The organism is Leptospira limi (genome assembly GCF_026151395.1).
GTDB classification, from domain to species: domain Bacteria; phylum Spirochaetota; class Leptospiria; order Leptospirales; family Leptospiraceae; genus Leptospira_A; species Leptospira_A limi.
This window is the reverse complement of the sequence record NZ_JAMQPV010000001.1, coordinates 1112420-1135154: the sequence shown is the minus strand read 5'-3', so window position 1 is coordinate 1135154 and position 22735 is coordinate 1112420. Positions and strand designations below refer to the sequence as shown.

20 protein-coding genes and 1 tRNA gene are annotated in these 22735 nt (G+C 38.1%); 8 read left to right on the top strand and 13 right to left on the bottom strand.

All coding sequences use genetic code 11. From position 1 onward, the window contains the following. The 5 genes from ND812_RS05335 to rpsT all read right to left on the bottom strand — a co-directional run bounded on the left by ND812_RS05335 (position 1) and on the right by rpsT (position 4790). The gene (locus ND812_RS05335) at positions 1-1032 is read right to left on the bottom strand and encodes a GlmU family protein (RefSeq protein WP_265374588.1); all 1032 of its coding nucleotides are present in this window, start codon (positions 1030-1032) and stop codon (positions 1-3) included. A gap of 3 nt (positions 1033-1035) precedes the next feature. Then, entirely contained in the window at positions 1036-2871 is a 1836-nt protein-coding gene (gene glmS / locus ND812_RS05330; protein WP_322113677.1) for a glutamine--fructose-6-phosphate transaminase (isomerizing), read from the bottom strand. After that, complete coding sequence (glmM, locus tag ND812_RS05325; protein WP_265374586.1) at positions 2856-4232, bottom strand: phosphoglucosamine mutase; 1377 nt, start codon at positions 4230-4232, stop codon at positions 2856-2858. Before glmM ends, glmS begins: the two co-directional genes overlap by 16 nt. 105 nt (positions 4233-4337) lie before the next feature. After that, positions 4338-4410: transfer RNA gene (locus ND812_RS05320), tRNA-Val, on the bottom strand. 104 nt (positions 4411-4514) lie between these two features. Then, positions 4515-4790, bottom strand: coding sequence for a 30S ribosomal protein S20 (rpsT, locus tag ND812_RS05315; protein ID WP_265374585.1), 276 nt, complete (start codon positions 4788-4790; stop codon positions 4515-4517). Positions 4791-4910: 120 nt separating this feature from the next. On the opposite strand from rpsT, the gene ND812_RS05310 reads away from it, so the two are divergent. The 4 genes from ND812_RS05310 to ND812_RS05295 are packed head-to-tail and all read left to right on the top strand — an operon-like array spanning position 4911 to position 8667. Then, positions 4911-5195 carry a hypothetical protein gene (locus ND812_RS05310; RefSeq protein WP_100728660.1) on the top strand — a complete coding sequence of 95 codons (285 nt, stop codon included), beginning with the start codon at positions 4911-4913 and terminating at the stop codon, positions 5193-5195. Further along, positions 5192-6334 (top strand): LIC_10450 family protein, encoded by a 1143-nt coding sequence (locus tag ND812_RS05305; RefSeq protein ID WP_265374584.1) that lies wholly within the window; start codon positions 5192-5194, stop codon positions 6332-6334. Before ND812_RS05310 ends, ND812_RS05305 begins: the two co-directional genes overlap by 4 nt. After that, positions 6331-7125, top strand: a complete 795-nt coding sequence (locus tag ND812_RS05300) for a hypothetical protein (protein ID WP_265374583.1) — start codon at positions 6331-6333, stop codon at positions 7123-7125. Before ND812_RS05305 ends, ND812_RS05300 begins: the two co-directional genes overlap by 4 nt. 15 nt (positions 7126-7140) lie before the next feature. Then, positions 7141-8667, top strand: a complete 1527-nt coding sequence (locus ND812_RS05295; protein ID WP_265374582.1) for a thiolase C-terminal domain-containing protein — start codon at positions 7141-7143, stop codon at positions 8665-8667. A 120-nt stretch (positions 8668-8787) separates the two neighbouring features. Here the strand turns inward: ND812_RS05295 and pheS are convergent, their stop codons facing one another. Genes pheS through ND812_RS05260 form a run of 7 tightly spaced genes read right to left on the bottom strand, consistent with a single transcriptional unit; the run spans position 8788 to position 16419 of the window. Further along, entirely contained in the window at positions 8788-9813 is a 1026-nt protein-coding gene (gene pheS, locus ND812_RS05290; protein WP_265374581.1) for a phenylalanine--tRNA ligase subunit alpha, read from the bottom strand. Continuing rightward, positions 9810-11204 (bottom strand): UDP-N-acetylmuramate--L-alanine ligase, encoded by a 1395-nt coding sequence (locus tag ND812_RS05285; protein ID WP_265374580.1) that lies wholly within the window; start codon positions 11202-11204, stop codon positions 9810-9812. Before ND812_RS05285 ends, pheS begins: the two co-directional genes overlap by 4 nt. Continuing rightward, positions 11201-11815, bottom strand: coding sequence for a hypothetical protein (locus ND812_RS05280; RefSeq protein WP_265374579.1), 615 nt, complete (start codon positions 11813-11815; stop codon positions 11201-11203). The genes ND812_RS05285 and ND812_RS05280 overlap by 4 nt, the downstream gene beginning before the upstream one ends. A 1-nt stretch (position 11816) precedes the next feature. Next, positions 11817-12890: a hypothetical protein gene (locus ND812_RS05275; RefSeq protein ID WP_265374578.1), complete on the bottom strand. Its 1074-nt coding sequence runs from the start codon at positions 12888-12890 to the stop codon at positions 11817-11819. Then, complete coding sequence (locus ND812_RS05270) at positions 12887-14758, bottom strand: motility-associated ABC transporter substrate-binding family protein (protein WP_265374577.1); 1872 nt, start codon at positions 14756-14758, stop codon at positions 12887-12889. The genes ND812_RS05275 and ND812_RS05270 overlap by 4 nt, the downstream gene beginning before the upstream one ends. 3 nt (positions 14759-14761) lie before the next feature. Continuing rightward, positions 14762-15493 carry an ABC transporter permease gene (locus ND812_RS05265; RefSeq protein ID WP_108959969.1) on the bottom strand — a complete coding sequence of 244 codons (732 nt, stop codon included), beginning with the start codon at positions 15491-15493 and terminating at the stop codon, positions 14762-14764. Further along, positions 15490-16419, bottom strand: coding sequence for an ABC transporter ATP-binding protein (locus tag ND812_RS05260; RefSeq protein ID WP_265358840.1), 930 nt, complete (start codon positions 16417-16419; stop codon positions 15490-15492). The genes ND812_RS05265 and ND812_RS05260 overlap by 4 nt, the downstream gene beginning before the upstream one ends. 32 nt (positions 16420-16451) lie before the next feature. Here ND812_RS05260 and ND812_RS05255 point away from each other — a divergent pair, with 32 nt between their 5' ends. Next, entirely contained in the window at positions 16452-17966 is a 1515-nt protein-coding gene (locus ND812_RS05255; RefSeq protein ID WP_265374576.1) for a PAS domain-containing sensor histidine kinase, read from the top strand. Beyond that, on the top strand, positions 17963-18358 hold the full coding sequence (locus ND812_RS05250; protein ID WP_108959972.1) for a response regulator: 396 nt from the start codon (positions 17963-17965) through the stop codon (positions 18356-18358). The genes ND812_RS05255 and ND812_RS05250 overlap by 4 nt, the downstream gene beginning before the upstream one ends. A 9-nt stretch (positions 18359-18367) precedes the next feature. Here ND812_RS05250 and ND812_RS05245 read toward each other — a convergent pair whose 3' ends face one another. Beyond that, entirely contained in the window at positions 18368-19369 is a 1002-nt protein-coding gene (locus ND812_RS05245) for an adenosine kinase (protein WP_265374575.1), read from the bottom strand. A gap of 83 nt (positions 19370-19452) precedes the next feature. Between ND812_RS05245 and ND812_RS05240 the strand changes: the two genes are divergently transcribed. Continuing rightward, positions 19453-21531: a TonB-dependent receptor plug domain-containing protein gene (locus ND812_RS05240; protein WP_265374574.1), complete on the top strand. Its 2079-nt coding sequence runs from the start codon at positions 19453-19455 to the stop codon at positions 21529-21531. Then, entirely contained in the window at positions 21531-22730 is a 1200-nt protein-coding gene (locus ND812_RS05235) for a hypothetical protein (protein ID WP_265374573.1), read from the top strand. The genes ND812_RS05240 and ND812_RS05235 overlap by 1 nt, the downstream gene beginning before the upstream one ends. Positions 22731-22735: the final 5 nt, after the last annotated feature.

The window sequence follows — 22735 nt, the reverse complement described above, 5'->3', positions numbered from 1 at the left end:
TCACTCCGTACACTTACCAAAGAGTTTTCTTAGATACAATTCTTCAAAATCAAATAAATTTATACTTCGTCGAGCCATGATTTTTTTTGTATCAAATAAAAATTCTTCAAGTCGATAACGTCCACCTGGTTTGATCCAAGTAAAAGGAGGGACATACCCTTGTATCCTTGATTCAACGACATTACTAGCAACATCAAAAACTGTCCCTGTGTTAGACATCACACCAATCGCCAACTTCGTAAACGGACCAATGATAGAACCAAATTTAATTGTTCCAGTGTTAACCACCGAATCACCTACTTTTAGTTTTACGATTCCATAATTATTTTTTAAATCACTTGTAGTTGATAAGGCTCCTAAGTTGACCCAGTTAGAAACAAAACTATGACCCAAAAAACCTTCATGGTGTTTATTGGTATAATCCAAAATAATAGAATTTTCTACTTCACCACCAATACGGCATTGGTTTCCGATTAAAGTGCCACCAGTGATTCGTGCATTGTCAATCTGGCTATTTTTACCAACAAATAATGGTCCTTCCAAAAAACTAAAGGAGGAAATTTTGACACCATCTTCAATGAGGATTGGTCCATGAGTTGTATCAAAAACTACACCAGGATACACAGTGGCACCTGCATGGATGTATAAATGTTTGTCTTTTCCTACAATGTGAAATCCAGATTGTTTTGCTTTGTATTTTTGCCTAAAACGTTTCCATTCTTTTTCGATGGTAAGTGTGTCCTCAATGATGGATGTAACTGTCCCCAGTAACTCCCAAGGCAAAAACGAGTCTGCACTATAAATAGAATCATATGAATCTAAGTTAGCTGGTACTACATGAGGATAACGATTAAAAATTAATGTTTCAAATTCTTCGTTGGGACCTTTGTAATAGATTTTGGCACCAGGGTATTTTCTTTCTAACTTTTCAAGAAGTGTCATCCCTCCCAAATTCCATTCAAAAAAAGAATGGAACCTGGAAAGTGGTTCTAGTGAAGGATTTCGTTTGGAATCATCTAATAGGAGATTCACATTTTACTCCACAGTTACAGATTTTGCTAAATTCCTAGGTTGGTCCACATTACATCCCCTAAGAATTGCTATGTGGTAAGATAAAAGTTGTAATGGAATGACTGCGAGTAAAGGAACCAGTGCATCTGCCGTTTTCGGAATTTCGAAAGTAAAGTCTGCCATTCCTTTGATTTCTGTATCTCCTTCTGTAACAACTGCAATGACTTTTCCTTTTCTTGCTTTTACTTCTTGGATATTGGAGATCACTTTTTCATAAGAACTGTCTTTTGTGGCAATGAAGACAACAGGCATATCTTCATCTATGAGTGCAATTGGGCCATGTTTCATTTCTGCTGCAGGATACCCTTCGGCATGGATATAGGAAATTTCTTTTAGCTTTAATGCACCTTCCAAAGCAACTGGGAAGTTAAACCCACGTCCCAAATAAAGAAAGTTAGATGCACGGTAATAATGTTCAGAAATACTTCGTATCTCTTCGTCTTTGGTTAAAATTTTTGCCACTTTATCAGGGATGGAATCAAGCTCTAATAAAAGTGTTTGGTAATCAGACAAGGATATTGATCCTTTTTTTAATCCCAAATACAAAGCCATCATCGTAAGAATCGTTACTTGAGATGTAAATGCTTTGGTGGAAGCAACTCCAATTTCAGGTCCAGCATGTAAATAAGCACCTGCGTGGGATGCCCTTGCAATGGAAGAACCAACAACATTACAAACACCAAAGATCAGAGCACCTCTTGACTTGGCTAATTCGATCGCTGCAAGAGTATCTGCTGTTTCTCCAGATTGAGACACTGCAATGACCACGTCTCTTTCTGTTACAATTGGATTTCGGTAACGAAATTCTGATGCATATTCTACTTCTGTTGGAATCCGTGCCAAGTCTTCAAATAAATACTCTCCGATGAGACCAGCATGCCAAGATGTTCCACAACCAACCAATATCAATCGATCCGCATTTAGAAATCGATTTAAGTATTGGTCAATCCCACTTAAGAACAAATGGTGTTCCCGAGAAACCAATCTTCCACGCATAGCATCTTGGATTGATTTTGGTTGTTCAAAAATTTCTTTGAGCATGAAGTGAGGGTAACCACCCTTTTCAATGTCTTCTAAATCCAATTCTAATTTTTGAATGAAAGGAGTTTTGGTTACATTTTCTAAGTTTTTAACAACCAAACTTCCGTCTTTGATGATAGCCATTTCTTGGTCATTGAGATAGGTAACATTGTTTGTGTATTCAATGATAGGCGTTGCATCAGACGCAACAAAGTATTCATCCTCACCTATTCCAATAACTAAGGGTGATCCTTTTCTTGCGGCAATCATACTCCTTTCATTGTCTTTGGATAGAACAACAATTGCATAGGCACCAACAACTTCGTTTAAAGCAAGACGAACCGCTTCCTCGATGCTACATTGGTTTTGTTTTTTGATTTCTTCAATTAAGTGGATGAGGACTTCAGAATCAGTATCGGACTTAAAAATGTGGCCGTTACTTTCGAGTTCTTTTTTGATGGAACTGTAATTTTCAATGATACCATTATGAATGATGGCTAACTTACCATCCGAACTTGTATGTGGGTGCGCATTACGATCATTAGGTTCACCATGTGTCGCCCAACGAGTGTGTCCAATTCCAAGGCTAGCTTCTAATTTTCGATTTCCGATTTCGGTTTCTAAGTCGGCAACTTTTCCTTTTTTTTTGACGATTTCTAAACCGCCATTTAACAGAGCAACACCGGCACTATCATAACCTCTGTACTCTAATCGTTTAAGACCTTTGATGATGACAGGTAATGCCTGTCTTTTTCCTAAATAACCTACGATTCCACACATTGTTTTACCCTCTTTAAGGTAGATTCCAAATCGGATTTGGATTTTGTTTCTGTAATAACTCGAAAGATTGGTTCCGTATTGGAAGGCCGAATGTGGATCCAAGAATCGGAAACATACATCCACAATCCATCTTTATCTGAAATGAGTTTTGGAGAAAACTCAGATTGAAATTTTTCATATAAAGTTTCTAATGACATCCCTTTTACCAAAGGGAAAGACTGTTTGTCCATATACAAGTTCGGTAACTCATCCATAAGTGCATCAATGGACTTCCCAGTTTCTGCCATAATGTTTAGGATATGGGCAATGCCAGATAATGTATCACGACCAAAGGAAGGAATGTTTGGATCAATGATTCCACCATTCCCTTCTCCACCAAACACTGCTTTGGTTTTGATCATTTCTTCCACAACATTTGCTTCACCTACTTTACTTCGGATCACCTCTCCGCCAAATCGAGAGGTTACCTCTTCATTTAAAAAAGAAGTCGAAAGATTCACAACTACCTTCGATTTCTTTTTGTTTGAAGAGAGAACATTCATAAGGGCAAGAGGAAGAGTGTATTCTTCTGATATTGCTCCTCTTTTTGGAGTGAATAAAACTAACCTATCAGCATCTGGATCAAGAGCAAAACCAATATCCGCTTTGGATTTTTTAAAACTTGGTTCAACTGTTTTTAAAGCTGTCGCTGTCGGTTCTGGAGGGCGAGGAAACGTTCCATCTGGTTTACAATTATGTGAGATTACTTTACAACCTAACATTTGTAAAAACTTGGGAACTACATAAGACCCTGCTCCACCCACTGCATCTACAAATACTGTGAACTTTTTCTTTTTGATTTTGTTTACATTCACTCGTTTTAAAACTGATGATAAATGTAAGTCGATATAATCTTCACCTGAATCGATATAACCTTTAGGGGAAATTTGTTCTTTGGTATAACTTCCTGATTGCAGGATCGAAAGTAATTTTTGATTTTCTTCTGCTGAGAAGAAAAACCCTTTTTTGGAAATAAATTTAAAGGCATTCCATTCCATAGGGTTGTGAGATGCAGAAATCATAATCCCACCATTTGCTTTTGCTAAATTGACAACTGCTTTGGTTGTGGGTGTGGGAACAAGACCCAAGGTTAATACAGAACTTCCAGAGGCTAACAAAGCGGAGGTGAGAAGAGATTCTAAATAAGGGCCACTTGGTCTTGAGTCCCTACCAATCACTACAGTTCCACCATTCATGATGGTTGCAAAGGATTTCGAAAAAGCGAGTGCTTCCTCCAATCCAAAACCTTGTCCAATTTTTCCCCGTACACCGGAGATCGAAATCATAAGGGAGGACAGATCATACTCTTTTGTAAAATGCATACAATACTATCAAGGCTCGTGGATTCGCACTGTAAGTCTATCTTTTTGCTTTGTGAGATGTGTCTGTGATGCGGAAATAAAAAATAGAGTGTGAGGTAAACGGTTTGGGCGATGACAGGATTGAACTGCCGACCCGCTGCTTGTAAGGCAGCTGCTCTCCCAGCTGAGCTAATCGCCCGTTGTTATGACCAGTAAACTAGGTGTTCGGATTCTGTAAATGAGAAATAGAAATAAAAAAGGCCACACGGTGGTGGCCTCATTCCAAGGTGCTAAAAGCGAATGTTAGGCGGCTTTTGCCTCAATTGAATTGATGCGAAGTGCCATACGAGATTTTTTACGATCTGCATTTTTTTTATGGATGAGTTTTGTTTTCGCTGCACGGTCCAATTTTGAAGAAAGTTTTGAGAAAACAGATAATGCTTCCGTTTTGTCGCCAGACTTAATGGCTTTAATGAGAAGGCGTGCGTAAGTGCGTAATTCACTACGGTCTTCCCCATTTCGCTCTTTTCTACGAGCAGATCTACGAATGTCTTTTTTAGATGATTTTAAATTAGCCAAGGAATGTCCCCTATGAGGAATTTTTACTTATCTTTTGAGTACCACTCTGACGGTCAAGGCGAAAGAGAAAAAAATGAGAACCAAATGCCTCGGTTCGAACCTCCTTCCTAAGAGGTTTGTATGTTTTCTGCACTGGTCTGGATTGATTCCGAACTCTACAAAATTTTGAAAGAACGCCATTTAGACTTGGGCCTTGTCATAAAAATGGCTATCTTATCCTTAAAGTTAGAAGGTTTGGAACCTGGGGTCTTTCCTAAAGGTGAGATGGGGCATTATGAGCGGTTGGAATTATCGCGGTATGATTTTTTTACATTAAGTATGATTTCTAGGGAGAAGGAAGTTGACCCGAACGTGTTACTCTCATATGCTTTCACAGAAGCTTTGTTGGAAATTTTGCGATTGTGACTCCTGAAAAATCAAAATATCATTATATAAAAATTGATTCGATTTCAGATATCGACCCTCTTAAATTATCCATTTCACAGATCCAACAACGTTATATTGATAAAGATAACAATCGTTATGCCTTAAGATTCAACAAGGAAATCCGTAGGATTGAGATCCTAAAACTAGTAGGGAATCATTTTGAGCTTGTCCCTCACCACCAAACAACAAATTCTAAAGGAGAAGGAGCACCAAATGAGGCAAAACCAGGGAACCAGACCCAACCAACCCCTCCACCCATTATCTCAGAGGACCTTCGGGCAAATCCAATTTTAGGGAAATTAATTTCCACACCAGACCCAAAACCAAACACACCTGAAACAACCTCCAAACCAATCGAAATTTCCAAAGACAAACTTTCTCCAGTCGTTGAAGAAAATCTGATGCGTGAGGATGTCGATTTGGATATCTTTGATGGAGAAGAACCTCCTAAACCAGAAGAAACTCTCTCTCACGAAGGACTCTTAAATACACCCGAACCTCCAAAACCAGAGGAAGAGATCGACCACACTCAGATCAATGCAAACACCAGACTTGAAGAAGGGTCAGGGGAAAAAACGGCACAACAACGAATTGATGATTTTTTAAAAATCATCGCCACTTACAGAGAAAGAATCACTGCCATCATTCGCAACTTACAATCCTCTCGAATTTTTGAGCTCACTGGGGACCCTTCCGAAAATAAAAATATTGTAGGGAATTTTTCCAGAGAAATGGAAGCAACCGTATTTGAAGCCATAGATAAAATGATCGATTTGCATAAAGAAATGACTTCTTATCCTCGTCCAATTACCTATTACATTTCCAAAGCACCTGTGGAAAAACGGGAAGAGATGAAATTAATCGAATCTGATAAAGAAAAATTAAACAACCTTCACTTGTTTGAAATGCAAAGGCATACAGATGCGATCATCAAAGATCTTAAAAAATTGAGTTTGCAGTTATTGAATATATTGAATCTCAAAAATGAAATTCAAGTCAAACAATTACAGTATGCAAACCAATTGATGTTTGTGGATGCAAAGAACGCGTCTCTTTATTTTGCACAAGATTTAGACAAAACCATTTTGGAAATTGAACACTGGAAACAATCGAAATGAAAGAACTGTCAGAAGCAGAAACAAAAGCCATATTAGAAAAAATACGATCAGAATATAGAGAACATGGAAAACTCAATCCCAAAGCTTTTGACCAAACTGGGTTTGAACAACGATACTTACAAGTATTGAAACTTCGTGGAAACATTTCAAAATTTCTCACAGAAGAAGTTACTTTTTTAGAACAACTCAAATCAAAATTCCAAGAACTTGCTGCCAAAAAAGAAGCTGCAAAAGCCCAAACACTCAACCGCATTATGGATGAGTCGATTGAGAAATTAGCCAATTATAAAAAGGTAGACTTTCATCCGTTGGCAAAAGTGGAAACTCGTTATTTTTATGGCGCTATGTTGGATTTTACAGAAATCGAACTGCCTGTTCTCATTTATGTTTTTAAGGGAACACCTGAATACACACATTTACAAGATGCAGTTTTACAAGTGGAACGAATTGGACTCACACGCCGAGGACTACCTTCCATGAAAATGCAGGAGTTCATGAAAACCTTGTTAGATGCCAATGGAAACGCTATCGTGATTGAAAAGGCATCCCAAAATCTTTTAAAAGATGGATGTATTGCCCTAAAGAATATCATTGTTGCTGTACAAGATCTGACTGCCAAGAACAGAATTAATCCAGATATGATTGTCCAAGTGAATGAAAAAGAATACCCGAATTCCTTTAATGCATACAACGGCAAAAAGTTTGGGGAAAGTTTGAACCGTATCACTGAACGATGCAAACAAATCATACAAGATTTTCGAATGAATGCGTTGATGAATATCGAAGGTTGATTCAAATGTGGCTTCATGGACCCTATTTTACTTGGTGTCAGCGACACAATTGAATCAGAATTTGATGCGGAAGTTTATAAAAACCTAACTCCCCTCGAGAAATACCATTCCTTACTTTTTAACTCAGTAGACAAACTGTTTGGATTCTTAGGAACCGACAGAGAAAAACTCAAACCCTATCTCACTGATTTTGTTTCTGTAGAAGCCCAGTCCCTTGGAAGAGAAGGGTATGGGTTTACGATCAAAGATGCAAACGATATGGGATTTGGAGGTCTTGCCTGCCATACGGTGGACCTCGGTGGGGCAAGTGTGGGTGGTGCGATCCAACAAGCTCATACGATTGTAAAAGCCAATCCCTATGCTGTGGTTCTTGTAGCAGCAGCTGATATTCCAAAGTCAGTATTCAAACAAGTTTCCGACTTAAAACGACTCACAGCGACTGTTTGCCATAAAGATTGGGAGATGCCGTATGGAGCTACACTCATTGGTCTCTATTCACTGTTATGTGAACGAATGATGTTTGATACTGGTGTGACAAGTGAAGACTTGGAAGAAATTACCAAACACTTTCGCACGTTAGCAGAAACCAATCCTCGTGCCTTCCAATACCAAAAACCATTGGTGGAAAAACAACTAAAGAAACCACTTTCGGGTGTTTATAGCACACCTATGATTGCCATTGTCACTGACCATGGATTCGCAACCCTCATTACTTCCGAGACCATGAAACAGAAGTTAATCGAAAAGAAAGTAATTAAATCCGATGCCAAACACATCTATGTGATTGGTTCTGGACATAGTGCTCATGCTGAATACCTGATCCAAAAAAAGGATTTAAAAAGCCCAGCTGACCTTGCATGTGAGAGAGCAGTTGCTTCGGGTGGAATCAATCGCTCGGAGATTGAATATGCGTGGATTTATGATTGTTTTACAGGGATGATTATCCATGAGGCATCTTTGTATTTTGGAGTGTCTCCAAAAGAAACTGCGAGTGCACTTCGTTATGGGAAAATATCCAATGGAACAAAAGAGATCCCCATCAATTTAGGTGGTGGGATTTTGAATTACCAAGCGGCGATGGCTCTTTCCGGAGCAACGGGGCTTGTGGATGTCTGTAGCCAATACGGACTTTCTGTCCATCCCCTGCCGAATGTGTTGAGTGAACCACCTAAGGTAAGTTTGCTTGGAGGAAACGGAGGGATTGATAGCATCAATTCTGTGATCCTTTTTTCCAAAGAGAAAATGGAAAAAACACCAAAAGAACCGATGAACTTAAAACCATTAGAAGTGAATGTTCCAAGTCCCAAGGAAAAGGAAAAAGCCACCATTCTTTCTGCGACGACGATTTACTTCAATCCAGGCGGAGAAAAAAAACCACCGTATCTCATTGTCTGTTCCAAGAAAGAGAATGGAGAAATGGTGCTTACTAATCTTTATGACAAGGAAGGAAAGGAGATCGTATCAAAAGAGGGATTGGAACTTGGAAAAACCCAAGTGGAGTTCCAAGTGATCGATGGTAAAATCCAAGCGGTAGTGGTGTAACGATACAAAAAAACCAGTGAGGATTGTTTGTCCTTCACTGGTTTTCCTTGTAGCTTACGGATTGAATCTGATGTAATGGGCTTCATTCGATTCCATACATTTGGATTCGAAGCTTTCTAACTAAAACTGTTTCAAAAAACGTAAGTTCCCTGATTGGAAATAACGGATATCATGGATTCCGTAACGCATCATCACCAATCGGTCAAGTCCCAGTCCAAAGGCAAACCCTGTCCATTTTTTGGAATCAAGGCCAGCCGCTTCTAATACATTCGGATGGACTAACCCACAAGGGAGAAGTTCGAGCCATCCTGATTGTTTGCAAACACTACACCCATCTCCATTACAAACAAGGCAATTGATATCCAGTTCAAACCCTGGTTCCACAAATGGGAAGTATCCTGGGCGGAGTCTTGTTTTGATTTCCTTGCGGAACACACGAGAGAGAAGTGTCTCCATTGTATAAATCAAATGAGCAACCGAAATGTTTTCTCCTACCACCATCCCTTCCACTTGGTAAAAGGTATTTTCATGTGAGGCATCCACTTCTTCATACCGAAACACACGACCAGGTGCAATGATACGGAAAGGTGGCTTAAGTTTTCGTAGGGCACGCACTTGGATCGCGGACGTATGTGTCCTTAGCAAATTGCCATCCACCGTATAAAACGTATCCTGCATATCACGTGCTGGGTGGTCGTCCGTAAAGTTTAAGGCAGCAAAATTGTTTTCATCTGTTTCCACTTCGGGTCCATCCATCACAGAAAAACCCATGGAAGTGAAGATGTCTTCGATCTCGTATTGGATTTGGGAAATGGGATGTAAACTCCCCCTTTCCTTTTTAGGAAGTGGGCGGAGTGTATCAAAAAATTCCTTACCCAATTGGTTCTCATAAAAACTTTCTTTGAGGGAAATTCGTTTGGTTTCGACAAAGGATTCGAGTCGTGTTTGTGCTTCGTTTGCTTCTTTTCCGACTGTCTTTTTTTCTTCCACGGAAAGAGACGCAAGGCCTTTGAGGACAGAGGTAAGTTTTCCCTTTTTACCGAGAAACTGGTTCTTAAATGCATCTAACTCTTGTTCATTCGTTGCAGAACTTAATACAGTTTCGGCCTCTTTGATAAGTGATGCGATTTCTTGGGATAGGCTCATATTGATTCTCGTGATTCCATTAAGGATTTTAGTTCAGAATAAATTCCACCAAACGCACCATTGGACATGGCAAGGATGATAAGTTTGTCTTTTTTGTATTTTGGTAATATCTTTTTCAAAAGAGAAGGAATGTCTTTAGGAGATGGAGCGTAAACAGACTCTTTTTTGGTATTGGTTTTGATGTCCTTTACCAACTTTTTTACATTGAGACGAAGAGATTTATTCACTTTGTCTACTTGGTAAACTTCTGTAACAATACTCACATCACTTCCTTTGAAACATTTGGCAAAATCATCTTGGAACACATTTCGGTGAGATGTAGCACTTCTTGGCTCAAAAAGAGAAATGATTTTGTAACCTGGATAGGCTTCTTTATGTGCTTTGATGGTTTCTTGGATGGCAACAGGGTGGTGGGCAAAGTCTTCCACAAGTAAACTCATATCGGAAACATATAGGTTTTCTTGTCTACGTTTGACACCAGGGAATGTTTCCACTGCTTCTAAAATTTCTTTTCGTTTTTGAGGAGCAATTTCCAAACAAACACGCACTGCTACTTCCACATTTCGGTAGTTATGTGATCCAATCAGAGATGGTTTTAATTTGGATTTAGTGCGGATCTCTGTTAAAATTCCTTTTTCATACTTAAAAATGGAATTTTTATCACCTAACTCAAACGTTTCGACAGGTGCATGTTGGTAATCTTTTGTAATATCACTTAAATTTTTAGATCCTTTCCAATAAAAAACCTTTCCGCGACTTGGAACTAAGTTTAACAACCGTTTGAACATGACTTTGATCGCATCCAAATTGGCAAAAATATCAGCATGGTCAAAGTCAAGCGCGTTCATTACAAGGTAATATGGTCTATAGTGTAAAAACTTAGAACTTTTATCAAAGAATGCGGAATCATATTCATCCCCTTCGATGACAAAATAATCTCCCTCTCCCAGAGCAAATCCAGGGAATCCATCTTTACGGATTCCACCTACAAAGAGACCGGGTTTGAGTCCAATGGATTCTAAAATCCAATGTGTGAGAAAGGTGGTAGTGGTTTTGCCATGAGTCCCAGAAATCACGATTGGTTTTTTCCCTTTCAGAAAAAAATGTCCAATGGCTTCGGCCATACTCATGTATTCAATTCCTGTGTTTAATACTTCTTCGACCTCTGGATTTCCACGTGATATGGCATTTCCGATGATGACAAGGTCTGCCCCTTTCACACTCTCTTTGCGATAACCAGATTTAGGTGAAAGACCCCACTCTTCTAATTTGTCTGACATTGGTGGGTATAGGTTTTGGTCTGAGCCAGAAACATCATGACCTTGTTGTTTGAGCATATATGCTAAATTGCCCATAGCAATTCCGCCGATTCCGACCAAAAATATCTTCAAAAGAGTACCGTCCTAATGAGGTTATAAAGGAATAAAGGAACCGAAAGTAGAACCAAAAAGAATAAGACTACTTTCATTAAAAAAAACAAAAAATCAAAAGAACTCCAAGTCCTTCGAATGGATAAATAAAAATAAGACAAATGTAAAGAATATAGGAAACCAACAGCTAACATAAACAAGGGGATTGGTGCAGGGAAAATCCAAAAGATTGATGTAGCAGTAAAAGCCAAAAAGGATATGATAAAAACATGAGGTTCAGGCCCTTCCCAATCTTTTGTACGATCACGCATTTGGTGGTACATCCGAAAACTATCCACAAGGCGAATGACAAAATAGAATCCAAGGTAAAAAAAGAAAACAGTTCCAACCCCTTGGGTATAAGTGAGTCTTGTTTCCTCTTCCACAAACGAAACTTTAAAAATCAGAATTTGGATGCAGTTACCTAGAAACTTAGCAATTGGTGCCAGTAACATCAACTGCAAATGAGCAAACCATAGGTCACGCCCACCCAAATCTGCTTTGTGGTAATACGATTCGAAAGCAGACATTGGGGAATAAAACAAATCACGGATGAGTTGCATCCGTTGTGTGATGGTTGAAACTTTTTGCACCTTATTGGATTTTCTGGTTGGGACGCTCGTATCGGGAAGCACTTTTCACTTTCATGACTGCATTCACTAAATTTTGGAAGGATTCTTCTTTCATCCAAGTGATGGACTCATCGAAATAGGGAGGAAACTGCCTTCGGACTGGCCGCCACCTTCCTTGTTCGGATTCCCAAACAGGGAAAAGAGACAATCGGATTTTGTTCCCACCAGAAATGGTAATCTCTAAGACGGCCTCTGGATTTGTTGTTTCCGTCAAACTCGGAAACTTGGGAGCCCCAACTTCGTCAGGATAAAATTCTACTTTTAAACCTTTTACAACCGTTTCCCATTGGTTTCCTACATCGGGAGGTAATACAATCCGTTCCCCAGTGGTGCGACTCCATTCATTTACAAATACATTGTATTGGTTTTTTTTGGCTCTGTTTTCGACTTGGACAGTGATGCCTTGCCCAATGAATTTGAGCTCTTGGATATAACCTTCACTCATAGTGACATACATTTTTTCTCTAAAATTCGAAACGGGTGTTCTGAATTTTTCAATGATGTACTGGTAAGGAGCAATGATCTCATCATTGACTAAAACCGCAATCCGTCCTTCCTCAGCTCCTATCTTCTTTCCAAATAACAACCGTTTGTTAGGTTGAAATTTTATATCTGCTCCATTTTCTTCGGACAAAGACAGAGAAGGAGAAAACTCGCCCAAACAATAAGTTTTTTTGATTTCTTGTGAAGAAGATTCAATGAGTTTTGTTTTGAGAACACTGAGTTCGGAAAAACTATTTTTCACATTGTAATTCCCTTCATACGCAACATTGTTTCCATTCACAAGTGTTGTGACTGTATACAAAGCTGGTTCATTCCAGCCACGTGAAATCTTTCGAAACACCATTGGGAATTCGGCAAAACTAGGAACCAAGTTTCCACACCAATCGGACTTTGGAGGATTGTATTGGATCGATTTCCAATCTTCTTTCCAATAATTCGTTTCAGAAATATTTTCTGGATGGTCCTCCATTAAATAAAATAGGAGGAACAAACCAATAAATGCAACGAGAACTAAACTAATTTTTTGTTTCATACTTCTAATAAAGAATGTTTACGCCTTGTGTAGACAAAGTAAGATCCAACTGCCAAAATAAATCCTGGGAATAGAAATACCCCAATGACCCATGCAACTAACTTTTGATTGTCGGATAATGAAATGGTATCCACTTCTTCCTTTTTTAATGGAATCTCAGCGACAATATTATCTTGGAATAAACCAGTGATCGAAACTGTTGAAAATTGCGAGTTCATCACATAAGGTATGAATTGGTCCGTAAGCCAACTAGTCCCTGTGTGCAGAATGATTTTTCCTGACTTTTCCCCTGTGAGTGACATGGGAGACAAGACTACCGAAAGGATTTTACTTTCTTTCTTTTCGTTTGCATCCATTTTACCATTTTTGTTTAGGTCTTGGTAGGCATCATATCCAGATTCAAGTAAGGTAGCTGATTTCCAAACAAATGGAGTTGGTGCATTGGGTTCGGTTTCCAAATAACCACTGTAAGGAAACAAAATTCCCATATCTTTTTTCTGTAAAAGTTCTGTGATTGGATTTTCAGGGAAACGTTTTGCAACAATAAATCCAGGTTTTTCTTCCCTTTCAATCATTGGAGAAACATTAAACTTCAAACCAGCTGATTGTAATAACCAACCAAAATCCTCACTCCCTTTTGGTTCCATGGTGATGAGAATTTTTCCATTTTTTTCTAAAACATACTTGGTGATTTCATCTCTTGCTTCTTTCGAAAAGGGAACCGTTGGCCCAAGGATCACAAGCATATCTGCATCTTCAGGAAGTTTAGAAGGCCAACCTTGTGCAAATCCAAGTTCTGCTACTTTAAAATTTAAGAATTGTAAAGCGGATACAAATCGATTTACCTGTTCGTTGGGAAGTGCCCGAAAAGCCATTCCATATCGCTCCCCATTGGCAACAGTGAAATAAACTTTTTTTTGTTCGGTTGTGACATTGAGGAGAGCACCAACTAACTTACGCTCTAAGTCTTCCAGATCCTTTGGTTCTTTCGCAATTACTCTTTCTTCTGCAAAAGGAATAGCAGAAGTTAATACAGATTGTTTTTTAGAACGAACAAAAATGGTTCCATTAGAAACTTGTCCAAATTCTTTTAATAAATCAATTTCTACATCCGCATTGATGAACTGGACTGTAATGTGAGAATTTTCAGACTTAATTTGGTCGAGTAAAATCTCAATGTCTGGTCTTACGCGTGTTAAGGCAAAAGCCGCTAATTTATCTCCATTCGCTGGCCCATCGGCTTCGAGAGGCCTTGGGTAAAACGCTGTAATTGTTACATCTTGCGTGATTGGTTTGATGAGGTTTCTTGAAATTTGGGAAAGAGAAAATTTCCCTTGGCTACTCAAATCAAAATTATAATTCCGTTTGATCGCAAAATAATTGACTGCCACAAGAATCGGTAATACAAACAAAAATCCTAATACTGCATTTTGTAATAAGGAACTTTTGGATTTTGCTAAATTACTTTGTGCTTCGAGAGAGGATTTGCCAATCTCAAGAAGGATGATTTGTAAAAGGAAAACCAAAGAAAAAAGAACCACACATAATAAGAGGAATTCTCTAACTTTTGGAATGGCGCTCACTTCTTCATTAAAACCAACAACAGGTTTTAAATCTAAAAAATCACGTAAAACAGATAACAAAAAGGCTGCAATACCAAATACGGCAGCAATGTATCGGTTTTGGTCTTCCTTTCTAATCCCTTTAGAAAACGCACGAACGATTGTGTCTGATGCTAAAAATAAAAACACCACACCCAAAAAGATGATTTTTCGTTTTGGATCCACCACCATTCCATCAAACAAGAAATAGGCGAAAAGAGAAACTAAACTTACAAACGGTAAAACTCTATCAGCTGATAATAACATGATCTAACCTCTCCATCTCCTGGATTCCAAGACCTTTACGGTTAAGTATAAAAATAGGAAAGTTCCACTTAAGAAAAATACAATCCCCGTCAAAGGCAAAACACCTTTGGCAAACGCAGCGAAGTGGGAAAATATATGCAAATGGAATAAAACCTTTCTTGTAGTAGCTTGGAACAAATGTGAGAAATAACCCACTACCCAAAGTGTCAAAATGATGAGCACTGAGATAAGAAGTGAGATCATTTGGTTTTTGCCAAGACTAGAACCAAACATTCCAATCGCGAATGTAAAAACTCCAAGTAAAAATACCCCTACACTTCCCGATGCCACCATATAAAATGGTGCTTTCCAAAACGCATAAAGTAAAAGAGGAAAAAGTCCATTGATGAAAACTGTAATGATACCACATACAGTCACACCAAACATAAATTTACCGAAGACAATTTCTAAATCCGTAATGGGAGAGGTAAACAGTAACTCAAGGGTTCCTTTGTTTTTTTCTTCTACGATGGAACCCATGGAAATGATCACCATAGCAATTAGGATGGTTGTCATAAATGAAATAAAGGTGATGTAGGTTGCAATTTCATAATTGGCAGTTCCATTAAAATTGAGAATCATCACAAATAATGCATTCAAAAAAGCAGTTCCACCTAACACAAGAGGACCCATGTAAGTTCCAAAAAATAATTTTAATTCTTTTTTATAGATCCAAACAGCCGTTTGCCAGTTCATATTTTCTCCATAAAAATTTGTTCAAGTGACACATCTTGTTTTTTTAAAGATTCAATTTGAATCCCAAGAGACAATGCTTTCGAAAACAAAGACTCTTTGAATTGTTTTGGATTTGTTGTGCGAACTAAAAACATTTCTTCTTCTTTGTTTGTTCCCATTTCATTATAATGATCAGCATCTGAAAGTACAGATTTCATAAATTGGTTTAGTTCTTCTTTTGGTTTCCCTGATAGTCCCACCTCCCAACCCGCAAGACGGTTCATCTCTTCCTCTAATCGAGTGAGAGAAAGTTCTTGTTTTAAACTTCCTTTATGAAGGAACAAAAATTTATCACAGGTTTTATAAATCTCTGTCAAGATATGACTAGAGATAAGAACGGTGTGACTTCCCGCCAAACTTCGGATAAGACTTCTAATTTCGACAATTTGTTTTGGATCAAGCCCGGAAATCGGTTCATCCATGATGACAATCTCGGGGTCCCCTAAGATGGCTTGTGCAATTCCCACTCGTTTGCGGTACCCAAGGGATAAGGTTCCAATGAGTTTGTCTTTTACATGGCTCAGATTTGTTTTTTCAATCACCTTCTCGATCTCTAAAGGTAATTTTGATTCTTCAATTTTTTTGATCCTACCTACAAATTGGAGGTATTCGGATATCGTCATATCCTCATACAGTGGCGGAGTTTCTGGTAAATAACCGATCTTTTGTTTTGCTTCCAATGGATAATCAAAGATAGACTTACCATCAATGGAGGCATCCCCCGCACTTGGGATCAAATACCCTGTGAGGATCCGAATGGTTGTGGTTTTTCCCGCGCCATTCAAACCGAGGAGACCCACAATCTCACCTTTCTCTAATTTAAAATTGAGCCCTGAGATGGCTCGTTTTTCGCCGTAAAATTTGGATAAATTGCTGACTTGTATCATAACTTTGGTTTAGTTTTCGTATACCTGCACCTATGAATGAATTTCTAGAAAAAATCAAAAGCTTTTTCAAGGATGAAGAGAGCTTTTTTGATGCAAAGCAACTTCTAGGCCAAAATTGGCACAATTTTGTCCCACAATACTTTGACAAAATCCTAGAAACACGTACGAATTCGGTGTTTGTCTTAGACAGAGAAGGAAATTATACCTATGTCAATGCCAAAGCGGAAGAAATGGCAGGCAAATCCGCTGAAGAAATGTTAGGGCAGAACATCTGGAATTTATTTCCAGTTTTAAAAACCCTCGAATTCGGAACACATCTCATGGAAGCGATTGAAGAAAAAAAAACCTTTCGCTCAGAGGAAACATACTTTGATGGAATGGGTTGGTATGATATGCAAGTTTTCCCGCAGGAAAATTTCACAATCATCATCGCAACAGAAGTCACACACGCCAAAAATGCAAAAGATGAATTTAGCCAAATCATCACCAAAAACAAAACCATTTTAAATGCCTTACCAGACTCCTTGTATGGGATCCATAGGAATGGAAAAACCATTAATCATAAAGAATTCCCACATTTTACAGGATGGGATTGTAAGAACAAAGAAACAAACCTTCGTTATTCGGACATAAGCGAAATTTTCCCAGAAAACAAATTAGAGGAAATTCGTTCCATATTGGAACAGGTCATTGATTTAGGAGAAACCAAAACGGTTGAATATTCCATCCATGATTCTGATGGTGAAAAATGTTTTGAAGCACGTTTTACCAAAACTGGAGATGTGGACGCACTTGCCATCATTCGTAATATCACGGAACGAAAAAAAGCGGAAGCATTAAAAAATGAATTTATCAGTTTGGTAAGCCATGAACTGAGAACCCCACTTACTTCCATCAAAGGATCAATTGATTTGTTACTTGCGGGAGTTGCCGGAGAAGTTTCCAACCAAACCAAGTCCTTACTCAATATCTGTAGGAAAAACACACAAAGACTTGTTCGTTTTGTTACGGATTTACTTGATATCGAAGCCTTAGATTCAGGGAATATTAATTTTAAATTTAGAACCTATTCATTAAAAGAAATCCTACAAACGTCAGTGGATGGTATGCGCACATTTGCGGAACAATACCATGTTTTGTTAAACTTTGATTCTAACTTTCCACAAACAACTGTTTATGTGGATGAAGATAGGTTAAATCACTGCATCACCAATTTGATTTCCAATGCCGTAAAATACACACCTAAATTTTCTGAAGTGACAATCTCCGTTCAATCAGAGGGAACAAAGGCAAAAATTCTCATCAAAGACAATGGACCTGGTATCGATCCAAATTTTGCTCCTAGATTATTTCATAGGTTTGCACAAGGTGCACCTCCAAAAGACAAACTCGTAGGTGGATCTGGACTTGGTTTATCGATTACAAAAGGGTTTGTTGAAGCAATGAAAGGGACAATTTACTTTTTATCAGATGATACTGGCACTGTTTTCACGATTGAGTTACCCATCGTAAAACCAGGACAAATTCCTGCAGGATTTGGCCAATGACTCTTCCTAACTTAAAACATGTATTAATCGTAGAAGATGAAGAAGACATAGTTGAAATTCTAAGAATTGCATTAGCATTTAACTCAAGTTATGAAGTGAGTTTTGCAAAAACTGGCCCAGAAGGTTTACAAAAAGCCATTATCCTACAACCTGATTTAATTTTGCTTGATGTACTGATGCCAGGAATGAATGGAATGGAACTGATTGAAGAATTAAAAATTTTTCCAGAAACTAAAGAGATTCCAGTTGCATTCATCACATCACGTGTGCTAAAGAATGAAATATTGGAATACCAAAAAAGAGGGGGCATTGGTGTGATTGAAAAACCGTTTGCCCCTCTTGAAATTGCAGATAAAATCCAAACCTTATGGATGGACTTTCACAAAAAATAAATCGATTTCTTATTTGTCTTGGAACCCAGTTAAAATTTCATCTTGTCTACCCATGAGTCTTACTGATAACCTTGGACCGACTTCACAAACAATTCGAGAAGCAACATAATTGCCCCATCTCGCTGATTTTTGTGCTGAATACCCTTGTGTGAGTCCATACAAAACTCCCGCAGCAAAAGCATCCCCTGCTCCTGTGGTATCAATTGGTTTGACTGGAAATCCTGGAACCAACGTAATTTTTCCATTTTCTGCTACATAAGCTCCATCTTTTCCTGCGGTCATAAATACCAATGGACAAAGTTTAGATACAAATTGTACGGCTTCCTCTGGAGTTTTTGCTCCACTTAAAGCAAGCCCTTCTTCCGAATTACAAAAAACTACATCAACATATTCTTTGGTTAGGTGGATAAATTCATTACGAGAACGATTTACACAAAATGGATCACTATAAGTAAAGGAAACTTTGATATTGTTTTCTTTTGCAAGTTTCATGGTGAGTTCACTTGCTTTTTTCGTAGAATCCCCATCCCACAAATAACCTTCTACATAAACAAACTTACTTTTTTTTAAGTTTTCTACATCGATGTCATTTGGTCCTAGAGATGTCGAAATGGCTAGATTTGTAAGCATAGTTCGTTCTGCATCTGGAGTGGTGAGAACAACACAAGTACCAGTATGTCCGTTTTTGTCAGGAGTGGTTTCAAATAAAACTCCCGCATCTTCCATATCTTTTTTATAAAATTCACCATAGGTATCATGTGTGACTTTGCCAGTGTAACAACAAGTCCCACCTGAATTGGCGATTGCGATCATCGTGTTGGCAGCACTTCCACCAGAGCGAAGTTCCTTTTTCTCATTATGGAGGTCGGCAAGAATTTGACCTTGTCTCGTTTCGTCAACTAAGGTCATCACTCCCTTTGTGATATTTTGTTTTTCTAAAAAGTTTGGGTCGATGAATGCAATGATATCTACCAGGGCGTTTCCTACGCCGAATACGTCGTAATGTCTCATGGGAACAATGCTTTTTTCCTTTAGGGAATTGACACTCAATTTTCCTATTCCAGTTTGGCTAGGTACCGAGAAAAAACGGCTTCATGATTTCCAAATTCAAATTATTTTTGCTCGTTTGTTTGTTCCTCGGACCAAATTTTCTATTTTCTCAAACTTCTCCTAACAAAGAGCCAGAAACTGTTGAGATCAAAGCAAATGTGGAATCCTCCTCTAAAAATACAAATTTTAGTAAAAACCCAACTGGCTTTCAAAAAGAGATCAATCTCGAATCAACAAACACTCGCTATATGAGTCTTCCTGATATTTTGAATCGAGAAGCGGGAGTTAGAATTCGCCAATACGGTGGACTTGGTTCCTATTCGACACTTTCCCTACGTGGCACAAATCCCAACCAATCAAAAGTGTATTGGAATGGAGTTCCAATCAATAACTCGTTAGGTGGTGAAATCAATCTTGCCGACTTACCCTTTGATAATTTGGAAAAAATTGAAATATACAAATCGGGAACACCTGCTGGTTTTTCGGGATCTGCCATTGGTGGTAGCATCAATTTAGTTTCCAAAACTAAAATTGATAAACCAATCACTCGTGTGAATTTGATGGGAGGCAGTTTTAAAACGGCAAAGGCAACCGTTACCCATATGGACCAATTCTCAAGTGGTTCTTATTTTATCCAGGCATTACAGGAATCTTCAGACCAAAACTTTGCTTACCTAAATAACAAAGGGACTGTTTTATTCAATACCTATGATGATACCATCGATGAAAGGAGAAATGCACAGTTTCGGAAAACTGGCTTCACTGGTAATGTATCATTTGATGTTGGTAAAACAAAAATTAATTTTTTAAACGATTATATCCACAGAAAACAAGGGTTACCAGGTCCAGGCAATCGGCAAACCACTTCGGTTGGTAGGGTATTTAGCAAATTATCTTCAGCAGTTACGACAGAAACAAATGAGTTTTTATTAACAAATTTGACATTGGAAACGAAAACCTATGGGAATTTTGCAAAAGATGATTTGTTTGATCCAAAATCAGAATTTAGTTTTGGAACACCAGATTCTTTTACGAAAACAAACCAATATGGATTTCAAATCTCTCCCACTTTGTACTTGTTAGATTATTATCAAGTTTTGCGAACATCGATCCAAACAGAACAAGAGTTTTTTACTCGATACGAAAAACGTGCAAATCACGAAACAGAACGTAAGGAACCAAAAAAAAGAAGGGATACCCAAAGTTTCACCTTCCAAGATGAAATCCGTCTCTTTTCGAACCGATTGTTTTTAGTCCCACAAGTACGTTTTGAACGATACACTGATCGATTTGGAAAAGACGAAACAAGTATACGAAATCAACTTTTGGATCCTACTTCTGATGTTTTTTATGTCAGACAAAACTTCACCAATCCAAGTTTCGGGATCAAATTCATATTGATTAAAAAAGAAAATTTGGAATTTGGATCACTTGCTAATATCAGCAAGGATTTTAGAATACCCAGCTTTTTAGAGTTATTCGGTGAAAGAGGAAGTATCGTAGGAAATACAAAACTGAGACCTGAACAAAGTCGAAATGGTGATATTGGATTTTATCTTAATTCAAAAATTGATTCCAATTGGAAAATTCAGTCTGACATTTCCTATTTTCAAAAACAAATATATGATATGATTTTGTTTTTGCCAAACTCTCAGTTTACATTACGCCCAGAAAACGTGGACCAAGCTTTTATTCGTGGTGTTGAAACAAATCAAAACATCATTTGGAAAAAAGGAATTAAGTTTAATTTAAATTATACATACCAAGATGCAAAAAATTACTCCGATTCACCTGCGTTAAATGGCAAATACCTTCCACTTCGTTCCAAAAGCCAAGGCAGTGCCTTACTCGCTTTTTTTAATGAAAAGTCGGAATTAGGAATTGAATACCAGTACATTGGGGCAAATTTCCGAGACAGAACCAATGAATATTTGGGTTACTTACCAGCGCGCCAATTTTGGAATCTATATGTTCAGTATTCACCCTACAAAAATATAGAAACTGGAAATGAATTGATTTTAAGTTTTGAAGTGAGAAACCTTACTGACAAACGTGTAGAAGATTTGGTTGGTTATCCATTACCGGGTCGCAGTTATTATGTGACAGGGAGTTATCGATTCTAATGAAAGTTCAAAGTTCATACGGAAATTGGAAACAATTAGTTAACATCCCAATAATACTTTTTCTTTTTGTGCAGTGTAGCCAGTTAGAAATTGAAAAACCAAGTTTATTCCAATTTTTATTTTTATCTGCATCCCCGACTTCTGTTGGTGTTGTCACTTCCGATTTTGCAAGTGGAGGAAGGTTCAAAACTTTCGAACCAAATTCGTTTACTACGTTTCCGACTTCCATTCCCATTCATTCGGATGCAGTTGGCAGATATACAAATGACCGAGTTTTTATCGTCAATCGATTGAATCGTGATTCGATCCAAGTTTTAAATCCTCAATTCGGATTTCTCACCGAACAAGAGTTTAGTGTTGGGCAAGGAAAAAACCCCCAAGATATTTCTGTTTGGAATGATAAATATTTTATCAGTTTGTACAATGCTGATGAACTTGTGATTTATAACCGCTCTTCAGGAATCAAAACTGGAAGTGTATCATTTACATCCCTTCGTGAAACCTATTCAACATCCGGAATTCCAGATAGTTCCGTAGAAGCTTCCTATATGATCCAAGACGGTTCGAGTTTGTTTGTATTACTACAACGACTTGATCGAAATGATGTCTCTGGATACCTTCCTCCTAACTCCGATTCCTATTTAGTAGAAGTGGATATGGATTTAAATCAAATCAAAGCAGTGTATACACTTCCTTATCGTAATCCAAGTTCCAAAATCCAAAAAGTATTTTTATTCGGAGAACCACATTTAGTATTTTCATGTGTAGGGAGAGTTGGTTTCATTTCGCAAATTGATGCAGGTATCATTGCCTTCCGATTGAGCACAAGACAGTTTCATCCCAATCGATTGTTTGCAGAAGAAACAGCTGGTGGTGATATCCTATCGTTTCAGATTAAAAATGAAGAATATGGTTACGCGTCTGTTCTAGATGCAGGATTTAACAAAACCATCCAAGTTTTTCGCCCTCGCACTGGTGAAAAACTAGGAACTCTATTACAAATTCCAGGCAATATTGGAATTAGTTTATCGGGTTTGTTACTCACAAACGAAGGAAAACTACTCGTGGGTTCCACTGATTTTTCAAGGCCAGGGATTTATGTGTATGACACGAACATAGGAAATGTTTTGCTAAACCCAATACCTAGTTCCGTGGAGTTAACTCCATTCGACATCTTCCAGTTGCAAAATCTTCCCTAATTTTC